13 protein-coding genes are annotated in these 12876 nt (G+C 59.3%); all 13 read left to right on the forward strand.

Annotated features, from left to right (window positions below; all coding sequences use genetic code 11):
• The first annotated feature begins 5 nt into the window (after positions 1 to 5).
• The 13 genes from AC1DIJ_RS27790 (at position 6) to lpxA (ending at position 12875) form a co-directional block, all read left to right on the forward strand.
• Positions 6 to 845: a cell envelope integrity EipB family protein gene (locus AC1DIJ_RS27790; RefSeq protein WP_112388104.1), complete on the forward strand. Its 840-nt coding sequence runs from the start codon at positions 6 to 8 to the stop codon at positions 843 to 845.
• 48 nt (positions 846 to 893) lie between these two features.
• Positions 894 to 1601: a pentapeptide repeat-containing protein gene (locus AC1DIJ_RS27795; RefSeq protein WP_477831706.1), complete on the forward strand. Its 708-nt coding sequence runs from the start codon at positions 894 to 896 to the stop codon at positions 1599 to 1601.
• Between the two features lie 209 nt (positions 1602 to 1810).
• Positions 1811 to 2578, forward strand: a complete 768-nt coding sequence (gene rpsB / locus AC1DIJ_RS27800; protein WP_112388105.1) for a 30S ribosomal protein S2 — start codon at positions 1811 to 1813, stop codon at positions 2576 to 2578.
• Between the two features lie 239 nt (positions 2579 to 2817).
• Positions 2818 to 3744: a translation elongation factor Ts gene (gene tsf / locus AC1DIJ_RS27805; protein ID WP_112388106.1), complete on the forward strand. Its 927-nt coding sequence runs from the start codon at positions 2818 to 2820 to the stop codon at positions 3742 to 3744.
• A 95-nt stretch (positions 3745 to 3839) separates the two neighbouring features.
• The gene (gene pyrH, locus AC1DIJ_RS27810; protein WP_112388174.1) at positions 3840 to 4562 is read left to right on the forward strand and encodes a UMP kinase; all 723 of its coding nucleotides are present in this window, start codon (positions 3840 to 3842) and stop codon (positions 4560 to 4562) included.
• A 53-nt stretch (positions 4563 to 4615) separates the two neighbouring features.
• On the forward strand, positions 4616 to 5176 hold the full coding sequence (gene frr, locus AC1DIJ_RS27815) for a ribosome recycling factor (RefSeq protein WP_112388107.1): 561 nt from the start codon (positions 4616 to 4618) through the stop codon (positions 5174 to 5176).
• 34 nt (positions 5177 to 5210) lie between these two features.
• A complete protein-coding gene (locus AC1DIJ_RS27820; RefSeq protein WP_112388108.1) occupies positions 5211 to 5954 on the forward strand; it encodes an isoprenyl transferase in 744 nt (247 codons plus the stop codon).
• Entirely contained in the window at positions 5954 to 6790 is an 837-nt protein-coding gene (locus tag AC1DIJ_RS27825; protein WP_112388109.1) for a phosphatidate cytidylyltransferase, read from the forward strand. Before AC1DIJ_RS27820 ends, AC1DIJ_RS27825 begins: the two co-directional genes overlap by 1 nt.
• Before the next feature lie 28 nt (positions 6791 to 6818).
• Positions 6819 to 7952 (forward strand): RIP metalloprotease RseP, encoded by a 1134-nt coding sequence (rseP, locus tag AC1DIJ_RS27830; RefSeq protein WP_112388110.1) that lies wholly within the window; start codon positions 6819 to 6821, stop codon positions 7950 to 7952.
• Between the two features lie 195 nt (positions 7953 to 8147).
• Positions 8148 to 10487 (forward strand): outer membrane protein assembly factor BamA, encoded by a 2340-nt coding sequence (gene bamA, locus AC1DIJ_RS27835; protein WP_112388175.1) that lies wholly within the window; start codon positions 8148 to 8150, stop codon positions 10485 to 10487.
• A 48-nt stretch (positions 10488 to 10535) separates the two neighbouring features.
• Positions 10536 to 11600 (forward strand): UDP-3-O-(3-hydroxymyristoyl)glucosamine N-acyltransferase, encoded by a 1065-nt coding sequence (gene lpxD / locus AC1DIJ_RS27840; protein WP_112388111.1) that lies wholly within the window; start codon positions 10536 to 10538, stop codon positions 11598 to 11600.
• Entirely contained in the window at positions 11593 to 12060 is a 468-nt protein-coding gene (fabZ, locus tag AC1DIJ_RS27845) for a 3-hydroxyacyl-ACP dehydratase FabZ (RefSeq protein ID WP_112388112.1), read from the forward strand. Before lpxD ends, fabZ begins: the two co-directional genes overlap by 8 nt.
• Positions 12057 to 12875 (forward strand): acyl-ACP--UDP-N-acetylglucosamine O-acyltransferase, encoded by an 819-nt coding sequence (gene lpxA, locus AC1DIJ_RS27850; protein ID WP_112444974.1) that lies wholly within the window; start codon positions 12057 to 12059, stop codon positions 12873 to 12875. The genes fabZ and lpxA overlap by 4 nt, the downstream gene beginning before the upstream one ends.
• Position 12876: the final 1 nt, after the last annotated feature.

A 12876-nucleotide genomic window follows, 5' to 3' on the forward strand; every position in this document is an offset into this window, starting at 1 on the left:
AATGGATGTTCCGATCGAGTCTTGCCGCTCTGCTTATCGCAAGCGTTTCCGCACCGGCCTTAGCCGCCGCGCCCGCGGCGGGCGCTGCGATTGCGTCAGGTCTCGTGGCGCATCGCGCGATCTACGATCTCGAACTTAAGGACGCATCCGAACGTTCAGGCATCGCCGGCATGTCCGGCCGCATGGTCTATGAGTTTAATGGAAGTTACTGCGAAGGCTTCACCACCAATTTCCGCTTCGTGACGCAGATCGATACGGGTGAAAACACCCGGGTCAGCGACCAGCAGACCAAGACCTTCGAAAATATCAAGGACCGCAAATTCACCTTCGAGACCAAGTCCTTCACCGACGACCAGTTGGACAAGGAAGTCAACGGCGCGGCCAGCGACAAGCCGAATGGCGTGACCGTCGACCTGACGAGCCCGCAGACGAAGGAATTGCAGCTGGCGGAAAGCCGCTTCCCTACGGAACACATGCTCGACGTGATCGAGAACGCCAAGTCTGGCAAACGCTTCTTTGAGGCCCGCGTCTTCGACGGATCCGATGATGGCGACAAGGCGCTGGCGACGACGACCGTCGTCGGCAAGCAGATCAGCCCCAAGGCGGGCGACGAGGCCGATGCCGGCAATGCCGGCGCCTTCGCCAAGCAGGCTTTCTGGCCGGTGACGATTTCCTACTTCAACGAAAACAGCAAGACGGACGCCTTGCCTGTCTACCGGATGTCGTTCAAGCTCTACGAGAACGGCATTACCCGCGATCTCACCATGGACTACGGTGATTTCGTCCTGACCGGCAAGCTCGCGAAGCTGGAAATGCTCGACAAGAAGCCCGAGACCTGTAAGTAGCTGAATAGCCGCTTCGACGCGGCAGGTCTTTTTCCGGGGGAGGATGGCATGACCTGCATGCCAGTGAAAATGCTTGCTTCTTCGGTCATTGCGCTCGCAGCCTTCTGCGCAGCCATGCCGGCATTTGCCGCCGATTGCGGCGAGACGCCAGCGTCCGGCATCGATTGGAGCAATTGCAACAAGAAGAACCTGATGCTCGAATCGAGCGACTTCGAAGGCGCCAATCTAGCCGATGCCGACCTGTCGCAGACGAGCCTCAAGGGTGCCAACCTGACATCAGCCAATTTCGAAAAGGCGACCCTGATCCGCGCCTGGCTCGAGAATGCCAAGGCCGACGGTGCGAAATTCGACAAGATCGAAGCCTATCGCTCGGTCTTCCAGAGCGCATCGGCGCAGAAGGCATCCTTCGCCGCGGCCGAGTTGCAGCGTGCCGATTTCACCGGTGCACAGTTGTCAGGCGCCAGCTTCGAGAAGGCCGAGCTTGGCCGCACCAACTTCGCCAAGGCGACGCTCAGCGAATCCAAGTTCGCGCTGGCAAACCTGTCGCGCGCCAATCTGGTTGGCGCGACGCTTGGCGGAAAGGTCAGTTTCGACCGCGCCTTCATGTATCTGACGCGCATCGAAGGCGTCGATCTTTCGACTGCGACCGGGCTGGAACAGGCGCAGATCGATCTCGCATGCGGCGACGCCACGACGAAGCTGCCCTCGGGGCTGAAGGCTCCCACAGATTGGCCGTGCCCCGCAGAGCCCAACTGATGCCGGTAAGGCCCGGCGCTCAGATCTCCGGGTGTCGGTTTTTTCAGAGAAACCCTTGCAATCGAGGTGAATCGACTGTAAGGGCACCCGCATTCCACACGTAAGGCATGGGATTGTCCGGGAGAAATCCGGATTGTTCCGCCCGGTGGCATTCTCAAAGAGGATGCTGTTCGCCTTGCGGAGGTTCAACCGGAAAAGGATAACAAGGCATGGCATTGCCCGATTTCTCTATGCGCCAGCTCCTCGAAGCAGGGGTCCACTTCGGCCACCAGACGCACCGCTGGAACCCGAAGATGAAGCCGTACATTTTCGGCGATCGCAACAACATCCACATCATCGACCTGGCTCAGACCGTTCCGATGCTGTCGCGCGCTCTGCAGATCGTCAGCGACACGGTTGCCCGTGGCGGCCGCGTTCTGTTCGTTGGCACCAAACGTCAGGCTTCCGAGCTCATCGCTGACTCGGCCAAGCGTTCCGCTCAGTACTACGTCAACTCGCGTTGGCTCGGCGGCATGATGACCAACTGGAAGACGATCTCCAACTCGATCCAGCGCCTGCGCAAGCTTGACGAAATCCTTTCCAGCGACGCCTCCGGCTTCACGAAGAAGGAACGTCTGAACCTTGAGCGCGAGCGCGAAAAGCTCGACAAGGCCCTTGGTGGTATCAAGGACATGGGCGGCACGCCGGACCTGATGTTCATCATCGACACCAACAAGGAAAAGATCGCGATCGACGAAGCCAAGCGCCTCGGCATCCCGGTCGTCGCCATCATCGACTCGAACTGCGATCCGGACCTCATCGACTACCCGATCCCGGGTAACGACGACGCGTCGCGCGCCATCGCTCTCTACTGCGACCTGATTGCTCGCGCTGCCCTCGATGGCATTGCGCGTCAGCAGAGCTCGTCTGGCCGTGACCTCGGCGCTTCCTTCGAAGCTCCGGCCGAGCCGGCGCTCGATGAGACGGCTCAGGCCTGATAAACAAGCGGCGGATCTTGCGGTTCGCTTTGCTTGACTGAATTGGGAAAAGGCCGCGCGAGACTTTGCGAAGTTCCGGCGGCCTTGACCTTTTCAGGCGAAGGCATCCGCCATTGCCTGACATGTTTCGTTATGGCGCGTCATTCATCACGCTGTCATACATACAGGTACATTTCGTGCCTCAATCCGGTGCCGCACGCGTTTCGCGGGCCACCGTTGAACCGACAAAGAGGAAGCTTATGACCGAGATTACGGCTGCACTGGTGAAGGAACTGCGCGAAAAGTCTGGCGCAGGCATGATGGACTGCAAGAAGGCGCTGCTCGAAAACAACGGCGACATCGAAGCATCGATCGACTGGCTCCGCGCCAAGGGCATCTCCAAGGCCGACAAGAAGGCTGGCCGCGCTGCTGCTGAAGGCCTGATCGCCATCGCCGGCGCTGGCCACAAGGCCGTTGTCGTCGAGCTCAACTCGGAAACCGACTTCGTTGCCCGTAACGACGCCTTCCAGGACCTCGTTCGCGGTATCGCCAGCGTTGCGCTTGCGACCGACGGCACGGTTGAAGCCATCGCGGCTGCGACCTACCCGGCATCCGGCAAGCCGGTTATCGACACCATCAAGGACGCGATCGCCACCATCGGCGAGAACATGACGCTGCGCCGCTCTGCCAAGCTCGAAGTCGAGCACGGCGTTGTCGCGACCTACATCCACAACGCTGCCGGCGACGGCATCGGCAAGCTCGGCGTTCTCGTCGCGCTGAAGTCGGAAGGCGACAAGGCTGTCCTGACGTCGATCGGCCGCCAGGTTGCCATGCACATCGCTGCGACCAACCCGCTCGCCATCCGTTCTGAAGAAGTCGATGCTGCTGTTGCCGAGCGCGAACGCAACGTCTTCATCGAACAGGCCCGCGAATCCGGCAAGCCGGAAGCGATCATCGAAAAGATGGTTGAAGGCCGCATGCGCAAGTTCTTCGAAGAAGTCGCTCTTCTCTCGCAGGCTTTCGTCATCAACCCTGACCTGACGGTCGGTGCTGCTGTCCAGGCTGCCGAAAAGGAAGCTGGCGCCAAGATCGAAGTCGTCGGCATGGCACGTCTCCTGCTTGGCGAAGGCGTCGAAAAGGAAGAGAGCGACTTCGCCGCCGAAGTCGCCGCTGTCGCCAAGGGCTGATAGCCTCTCTTACATGTGAAAACGCAAGGGCATCGCGTGACAACGCGATGCCCTTCGTGTATCCGGCAGTCAGCGGTGATAAACGAGGAGCCAAGATGTCGCGAGAGCCTGTCTACAAACGCGTTCTACTCAAGGCTTCCGGCGAAGCCCTCATGGGCAGCCAGGGTTTTGGCATCGACGTAGCGGTTGCGGACCGCATTGCTTCCGATATCGCGGAAGCCCGCCATATGGGCGTTGAAGTCGGCGTCGTCGTCGGCGGCGGCAATATTTTTCGCGGCGTTGCCGTAGCCTCCAAGGGCGGCGACCGGGTGACCGGCGACCACATGGGGATGCTCGCAACCGTCATCAATGCGTTGGCGCTGGCGACCTCGCTACGCAAGCTGAATATCGACACCGTCGTGCTGTCGGCTATCGCCATGCCGGAGATCTGTGAAAGCTTCTCCCAGCGCGCGACGCTCTATCACCTGTCGCTTGGCCGCGTGGTGATTTTCGCCGGCGGTACTGGCAATCCCTTCTTCACCACCGATTCGGCTGCAGCACTGCGCGCCGCCGAAATGGGCGCAGAAGCGATCTTCAAGGGCACGCAGGTTGACGGCATCTATTCGGCTGATCCGAAGAAGGTCCCCGATGCGACGCGCTTTGACCGCCTGACCCACAAGGAAGTGCTCGACAAGGGCCTTGCGGTCATGGACGTGGCAGCCGTCGCGCTCGCCCGCGAAAATTCCATTCCGATTATCGTCTTCTCGATCCACGAGAAGGGCGGTTTCGCTGAAATCTTGACGGGCGGTGGTCTCAAGACCATCGTATCCGACAACTGACAAAGACGGCGCCGCAAACACGGCGCGATTCCGACTGAGACGGGAGCATGACTATGAGCGAAGGCATCGACATCAAGGAAATCAAGCGCCGCATGGATGGCGCAGTTTCCTCATTCAAGAGCGATATCGCATCGCTGCGCACCGGCCGTGCCTCGGCCAACATTCTGGATCCGGTCACCGTCGAAGCCTATGGTTCGCGCATGCCCCTGAACCAGGTTGCCAACATCACCGTTCCCGAGCCGCGCATGCTGTCGGTCTCCGTCTGGGACAAGTCGATGGTCGGCGCCACCGATCGCGCGATCCGCGAATCGAACCTCGGTCTCAACCCGATCGTCGATGGCCAGAATCTCCGCATTCCGCTGCCTGAGCTCAACGAAGAGCGCCGCAAGTCGCTGGTCAAGGTTGCTCACGACTATGCCGAAAAGAGCAAGGTGGCGATTCGCCATGTTCGCCGCGACGGCATGGACGGCCTTAAGAAAGCCGAAAAGGACGGTGTCATTGGCCAGGATGAAAGCCGGGCGCAATCCGATCGTGTGCAGAAGATGACGGATGAGACGATTTCCGAAATCGATCGCTTGCTTGCCGAGAAGGAAAAGGAAATCATGCAGGTCTAGGCTTTCGCCTGCGCCCCAAGAGACCGGACGGGAAATGTCGGAACCAGCATTCGTGAGCATGCCAGAACATGTTGCCATCATCATGGATGGCAACGGCCGTTGGGCCAAGCAACGCGGCTTGCCGCGCGCCATGGGGCACCGCAAAGGCGTGGAGGCGGTCCGTGCGACCGTCCGCGCTGCCGGTGACGCTGGCATCAAGTATCTGACCCTTTTTGCATTTTCGTCCGAAAACTGGCGCCGGCCGGAGGCTGAGGTTTCCGACCTGATGGGCCTTCTCAAGGCTTTCATCCGTCGCGATCTCGCCGAGCTTCACTCGGAGAATGTCCGCATCCGCATCATCGGCGACCGCCACACGTTGCGCAGCGATATTCTCGATTTGCTGCTGGAAGCCGAAGAGACGACCAGCAACAATACCGCGCTGACGCTGGTCATCGCTTTCAACTACGGCTCGCGCGACGAGATGGCGAGAGCCATGGTCAGCCTTGCCAAGGACGTTGAGGCCGGCCGTCTGCGGACGCAGGACATTACGCCAGCGCTGATCAACGCCCGGCTCGATACGGCCGGCATTCCGGATCCGGACCTGATCATCCGCACCAGCGGCGAAGAGCGGCTGTCCAATTTTCTGCTCTGGCAGGCCGCCTATTCCGAGCTGATCTTCGTGCCGGAATACTGGCCGGATTTCGGACGCGAGCTGTTCTATTCGGCGCTTGAGAAATACGCCGCCCGCGACCGCCGCTTCGGCGGACTGTCGTCGCAAGCCGCGGCAGTGGGTACTTGATGCAGCAGGAACTGAAGCTTCGCATCATCTCGGGCATCATCCTTGCCATCATCGTGCTTGCGGCGACCTGGTACGGTGGATTGGCGTTCCAGGCGCTGTCGGCGCTGATCGGGCTGTTGATCTACTATGAATGGTCGACGATCACCCGCCTTAGCGTCGAGGAGCCGGTTGCCAATGCCGCAGGCTGGGCCGGGCAGGCTGCTATCGCCCTCGCAATTCTCCTTGGCCGCTTCGATTGGGCCCTCGGACTTCTCCTGGCAGTTTTCATCGTTGCCATCGGCTTCACGCTGCTGCGTGGCGTCAGCCGCTGGTTTCCGGCAGGTGTCGTCTATGCCGGGCTGACGGGCATTGCGCTGGCTGAGATCCGTGGCGCCGATACAGGCGGCCTGCATGCCATGCTTTTCCTGTTTGCCGTGGTATGGGCGACCGATATCCTCGCCTATTTCGTTGGCCGCGCAATCGGCGGGCCGAAGCTGGCACCGAAGATTTCTCCCGGAAAGACCCAGTCGGGCGCGATGGGTGGCGCGGTTTCTGCTGTGATCGCCGGCAGCCTGATTGCCTATTTCCTGGTGCCTGAGGCCGATTGGCTGGTCGCCGCTGCGGTCGCGTTCATCCTGTCGGTCTGCAGCCAGGCCGGAGATCTCTTCGAATCCTTCATCAAGCGCCGCTTCGGCGTCAAGGATTCCAGCCGTCTCATTCCGGGACATGGCGGCGTTATGGACCGCGTCGATGGCCTGATTTTCGCCTGCTTTGCGGCTTTCTTGCTTGCGACGTGTTTTTCATTGATAAGAGGCGGCACAGCAGCGCCGCTTGGCGCGGCGTTGTTCGGACTTTGAATTCGCGGAAAGGCGGCGGAAGAAACTTATGGAAGGCTTGACCGGAATATTCGGCTTCCTGACGGGGTATATCATCCCCTTCGTCCTCGTTCTCTCGCTGCTCGTTTTCGTGCACGAGATGGGGCACTATCTCGTCGGCCGCTGGAGCGGCATCCGCATCCTGGCTTTTTCTGTCGGCTTCGGCCCTGAGATCATCGGCTTCAGCGACCGTCATGGCACGCGATGGAAGATCTCCGCCATTCCGCTCGGTGGTTACGTGCGGTTCTTCGGCGACGAGGATGCATCGAGCAAACCGGATACCAGCGTTCTGAATGCCATGTCCGAAGAGGACAGGGCGCGGTCTTTCGCAGGCGCCAAACTCTGGAAACGGGCTGCGACAGTGGCCGCCGGTCCGATCGCCAATTTCATTCTGGCGATCGCCATCTTTACCGTACTGTTTTCGATCTACGGCCGCTCGGTCGCCGATCCGGTCGTTGCCGAGGTCAAGCCCGAAAGTGCGGCTGCTGAAGCTGGTATATTGCCGGGCGACCTATTGATCGCCATCGATGGCGGCAAGGTCGAGACCTTTGATGACGTGCGCCGCTATGTCAGCATCCGTCCGGAGCAGAAGATCGTCGTCAGCATCGAGCGCAATGGCGAAAAGCTGGACCTGCCGATGGTGCCGAAGCGTACCGACATGACCGACCAGTTCGGCAACAAGATCGAGATCGGCCTGATCGGTATCGTCACCAATCAGGAAGTCGGCCATTTCCGCGTCCAGACCTACACGCCGGTCGCAGCCCTGAAAGAGGGTACCGTCCAGACCTGGCATATCGTTACCGGCACGTTCAAATATATCGGCAACCTCTTTGCTGGATATATGAAGCCCGATCAGCTGGGCGGCCCGATCCGCGTTGCACAGGCCTCCGGTCAGATGGCGACGCTCGGCGTTGCTGCTTTGCTGCAACTCGCAGCAGTATTGTCCGTCTCTATTGGATTGCTTAACCTGATGCCTGTACCGGTACTTGATGGCGGGCATCTGATGTTCTATGCGATTGAAGCGGTGAGGGGAAAACCTTTGGGGTCCTCGGCTCAGGAAATTGCATTTCGCATCGGCCTGGCTATGGTGCTTTCGCTAATGGTTTTTGCCACCTGGAATGACATAAGCGCGCTAATTGGATAGCGCGTGCGGTGAGGGAAAATTACCGTTTATTTACGATGTTTCAAAGCTGTAGTGGCGAATGGGTCACGCTTCGAAATGAAGTAAACAGAAATTAACTTGCTACCTTGCTTGTATGTCAAAAGCGGGTAAAACGACACACGTGGCCGGAATCGGGTTCTCCCGGCGACGGGGACGAGAAAAAAGGTAATGGGTGAAATGAAGGCTGGTTCAAGATTTTTGAACGCAGTATCGGCGGTTGCGCTGTCTGCAAGTGTTGTGGCTTCCGGCGCAGGTGTCATTACAATCATCTCTGCGGGGGCGGCTGAAGCCGCAGTCATTCAGCGCATCGATGTACGCGGGGCAAGCCGCGTCGGTGCTGAGGCTGTGCGTTCCAACCTGACCATCGCACCAGGCAAGAGCTTCTCCAACACCGACATCGATGACTCGGTGAAGCAGCTCTACGGCACTGGCTATTTCTCCGACGTCAAGATTTCCGTCTCTGGCGGCACGCTCGTCGTGCAGGTTCAGGAAGCCCAGCTCGTCAACCAGGTCGTCTTCAACGGCAACCGCAAGGTCAAGGACGACAAGCTGGCCTCCGTTGTCGGTACGCACGCCTCCGGCCCATACAACGATGCGCAGATCCAGGCTGACATCGCCGCCATCAAGGAAGCTTACGCTGCCACCGGCCGTAGCGAAGTCAACGTCACGACGCAGGTCGTTCCGCTCGGCGAAGGCCGCGTGAACCTTGCTTTCGTCATCGACGAAGGTGACCGCACCAAGATCGATTCCATCAACTTCGTTGGTAACAACGCTTACAGCGCCGGCCGCCTGGCTGCTGTCATCTCGACGAAGCGTTCGAACTTCCTGTCGTTCCTGACGCGCAAGGACGTTTACAACGAAGACAAGCTGCACGCCGATGAAGAGGCGCTGCGCCAGTTCTACTTCAACCGTGGCTATGCCGACTTCAAGGTCGTCTCGTCCGACGCTCAGTTCGACGAAACCACGAACAAGTACACGCTCACCTTCAACATCGAAGAAGGTCCGCGCTACAATTTTGGTCCTGTTACGGTCCAGTCGACGGTCGATGGCGTCAGCGGCGAACAGTTGCAGGGTCTCGTCAAGACGCATGAAGGCGAAGTCTACAGCGCCAAGAGCGTACAGCAGTCGATGGAAGCCATCTCCGACCAGGTTGCTTCGGCAGGCTATCCCTTCGCCCGTGTCACGCCGCGCGGCAACCGCGATCTCGGCAACAACACGATCGGCGTCGAGTATCTCGTCGACCAGGGCGAGCGCGCCTATATCGAGCGCATCGAAATCCGCGGTAACAGCCGCACGCGCGATTACGTCATTCGCCGCGAGTTCGACGTCTCCGAAGGCGACGCCTTCAATCAGCAGATGATCACCAAGGCGAAGCGCCGCCTTGAAGCGCTTGGCTTCTTCTCGTCCGTCAACATCTCGACGCAGCCGGGCAGTGCCGCTGACCGCGTCGTCGTTGTCGTCGACGTTCAGGATCAGTCGACCGGTTCGTTCGGTATCGGCGCCGGTTACGCCGCAGGCGGCGACGGCCTCATTCTCGAAGCGTCGATCGAAGAAAAGAACTTCCTCGGCCGTGGCCAGTACATCAAGGTTTCTGCCGGTGGTGGTCTCGAAGGTTCTCAGAGCTACGGCCTGAGCTTCACCGAGCCCTACTTCCTCGGCTATCGTCTTGCGACCGGTTTCGACCTGAACCACAGCGAAACCTCGAGCAACGACAACTACGACTATACGGAAGACAGCGTCGTCCTGCGTGCAACCGCGCCGATCACCGAAGATCTGGCTTCGACATTCCGCTACAACTTCAAGCGGATGGACTACGATCAGGACGGCTCGATCGACGATCTTTCGACCCCGTATCAGGACCTCGTTCAGAACGGTCCGTGGATCAAGTCGTCGATCTCGCAGACCTTCACCTACAATACGCTCGACGATATGACGTTGCCGCGTGAAGGTATCTACGCAACGCTGACGAACGAAATCGCAGGCCTCGGCGGCGACTCGCAGTTCTACAAGGTCTACGGCAAGGCCCGCTACTACCATCTGCTCGCTGACGATGCCGATATCATCGGTTCGCTCTCCGCTGGTGCTGGCTACGTAGTCGGCCTCGGCAAGGATCTGAATATCTTCGACCAGTTCACCCTGGGTAACAACGATATTCGCGGCTTTGAGAACAAGGGTATCGGCCCACGCGTTGGCGGCGGTCCGGATGATCCGCTGGGTGGCACGACCTACTTTACGGTTTCGGCTGAAGCATCCTTCCCAATGCCTGGCTTCCCGCGTGACTTCGGTCTTCGTGGTGCAGTATTTGCTGATGCCGGTACGCTGTTCGGCAACGATGTGCAGCCCACTGGTGGGGAGTATGTCAACGGTGATGATGCAGCTCTGCGCGCTTCGGTCGGCCTTGGCCTGATCTGGCAGTCGCCTTTCGGTGCACTTCGCGTCGACTATGCGATCCCGGTCGTCAAGAAGGACTACGACAAGACGCAGTACTTCAAGTTTGGCATCAACAACCAATTCTGATATCGGCAGTCCGGAACCATACTGGAATTCCGTTCTGGAGCATTGCCGATGGAGCAAAATTCGTTCTTTAAGCCTCGGGATGGGGTGAAACTCTCTGAGCTCGCTCAATATCTCGGGGCAGAACTCCCCGATTCGTCCAAGGCAGACGTCATCATCCATTCCGTGGCTCCTGTGAGTCGTGCCAAGGCTGGTGACATCTGTTATGTGATTTCGCGCAGGAGCCGCGCCGAGCTGGAAACATGCGAGGCATCGGCTGTTCTGTGCGATCCGGCTTTGCTGTCTGCAATCCCGGCGCATATACCGGCCCTCGTCTCAAAAAACCCTCACACAGCATTTGCGATGGCTGGTGGATATTTGCATCCGTCGGCTCTGCAGCCATTGCCATCCATGTCGGTTGACAGCGCCATCGGCACTGGCGCGGTGGTCGATCCGACCGCCAAGCTGGAAGTCGGCGTCATCGTCGAGCCTTTGGCTGTCATCGGCGCCGGTGTCGAAATCGGTTCGGGCACCCGGATCGGAGCGGGCGCGATCATTGGCCCTGGTGTCAAGATCGGCCGCAATTGTTCGATCGCCAGCGGCGCGAGCGTGCTGTGTGCTTTTCTCGGCAATCACGTCATCATCCACAATGGCGCACGTATCGGCCAGGATGGATTCGGCTATGCGCCGGGTCCGCGTGGCATGATCAAGATCGTTCAGATTGGCCGTGTCATCATTCAGGACAATGTCGAGATCGGCGCTAACTCGACGATCGATCGCGGTACGATGGACGACACCGTCATTGGTGAGGGTACCAAGATCGACAATCAGGTGCAGATCGGTCACAACGTCAAGATTGGCCGCCACTGCGCGGTTGTTTCGCAAGTTGGCATCGCCGGCAGTGCCGTGATCGGCGATGGTGTGCAGATCGGTGGTCAAACCGGGATTAATGGCCATATTACCATTGGCAACGGCGTTCAGATCGCTGCCAAGAGCGGTGTGGTACAAAGCATTCCGGACGGCGAGCGTTACGGTGGCATTCCGGCCAGGCCGATCAAGCACTTCCTGCGCGAATCTGCCGAGATCATGGCACGTTCGGCGGCACGGGCGAACAAAACGGGAGACAAGAATGACTGAAGAAGCAAAGGCTTCTCTTTCGTCGGCAGACATCATCGAGATCATGAAGCTCCTGCCGCATCGCTATCCCTTCTTGATGGTCGACAGGATCATCGAGATCGACGGTGACGATTCCGCGATCGGTATCAAGAACGTGACGGCCAACGAACCGCAATTTACCGGCCATTTTCCCGACTCGCCGATCATGCCTGGCGTGCTTCTGGTCGAGGGCATGGCTCAGACGGCCGGTGCGATCTGTGCGCGCAAGGACGGCACGAGCGGTAATCTCGTCTACTTCATGACGATCGACAATGCCCGCTTCCGCAAGCCTGTCATCCCCGGCGATCGTGTTGAATTCCACGTCAAGAAGCTGAAGCAGCGCGGTAATATCTGGAAGTTCCACTGCGACGCCAAGGTTGATGGTAACCTGGCCGCGGAAGCCGATATCGGTGCAATGATCCTACGCAAGGACAAGGCATGAGCACGGTTGCTGCCAGCGCCCGCATTCACCCGATGGCCGTCGTTGAAGACGGCGCCGTCGTCGGTGAGAACGTGACCATCGGTCCCTTCGCCTATGTCGGTCCGAAGGTGACGCTTCATGACAATGTCGAGCTTCATCCGCATGCCATCGTCACCGGCCGGACCATCCTCGGCAAGGGGTCGAGGGTGTTTCCGATGGCCGTCATCGGCGGCGATCCGCAAAGCGTCCATCACGCCGGTGAAGAGACGACGCTGACCGTCGGCGAAAATTGCACAATGCGCGAAGGCGTAACGATCAATACCGGCACCAGCGATTTCGGCGGCAAGACCATCGTCGGCGACAACAATCTGTTCCTCGCCAATTCGCATGTCGCCCACGATTGCCGCGTTGGCAATAATGTCATCATGTCGAACAACGTCATGCTTGCAGGTCACGTGACGATCGAAGATCGCGTCATTCTCGGCGGCGGTTCGGCGGTGCATCAGTTCACGCGTGTCGGCCGTCAGGCCTTTGTCGGCGGCCTCTCCGCCGTGAGCTACGACGTCATTCCCTACGGCATGCTGAACGGCAATCCGGGGCTGCTCGGCGGCCTGAACGTCGTCGGCATGACGCGTGCCGGCGTTGATCGCGCTGTCATTCACACTGTACGACGCGCTTACAAGGCGATTTTCGAAGGCTCCGGTTCGGTTCGCGATAACGCAGCCGCAATCCGCGCCGAATACGCCGATTGCCCTCAGGTTGTCGAAATCCTCGATTTCATTGCCGCCGAGAGCGATCGGGCGCTGTCTTCGCCGACGCGGGGACAGAAAGGCTGAG

The sequence above is a fragment of the Rhizobium sp. 10N427 genome (assembly GCF_056394605.1).